At 60.8% G+C, this 240-nt stretch carries 1 protein-coding gene; it reads left to right on the top strand.

What is annotated here, in order from left to right:
• Positions 1-240: sulfatase-like hydrolase/transferase (locus J5M67_RS29360; protein WP_207888774.1), on the top strand; the 240-nt coding region annotated here is incomplete at both ends.

The raw sequence follows: 240 nt of genomic DNA, 5'->3' as shown, positions 1-240 counted from the left end.
TCATGGACAAGCAGGTGAAGGCCGACAAGCCGTTCTTCGTCTGGATGAACACCACCCGCATGCACGCCTTCACCCACATACGCGAATCCATGCAGGGCCAGAGCGGCATGCCCGGCAACGAGTACGCCGACGGCATGCTCGAACACGACGGCGACGTCGGCAAACTGCTCAAGACCCTCGACGACCTGAAGCTCAGCGACAACACCATCGTCATCTACACCACCGACAACGGCCCGAACC

It is taken from the genome of Pseudomonas sp. 30_B (assembly GCF_017491605.1).
Lineage (GTDB): Bacteria > Pseudomonadota > Gammaproteobacteria > Pseudomonadales > Pseudomonadaceae > Pseudomonas.
Note: the sequence above shows the minus strand (reverse complement) of the source record. Positions and strands in the feature narration are given on the sequence as shown.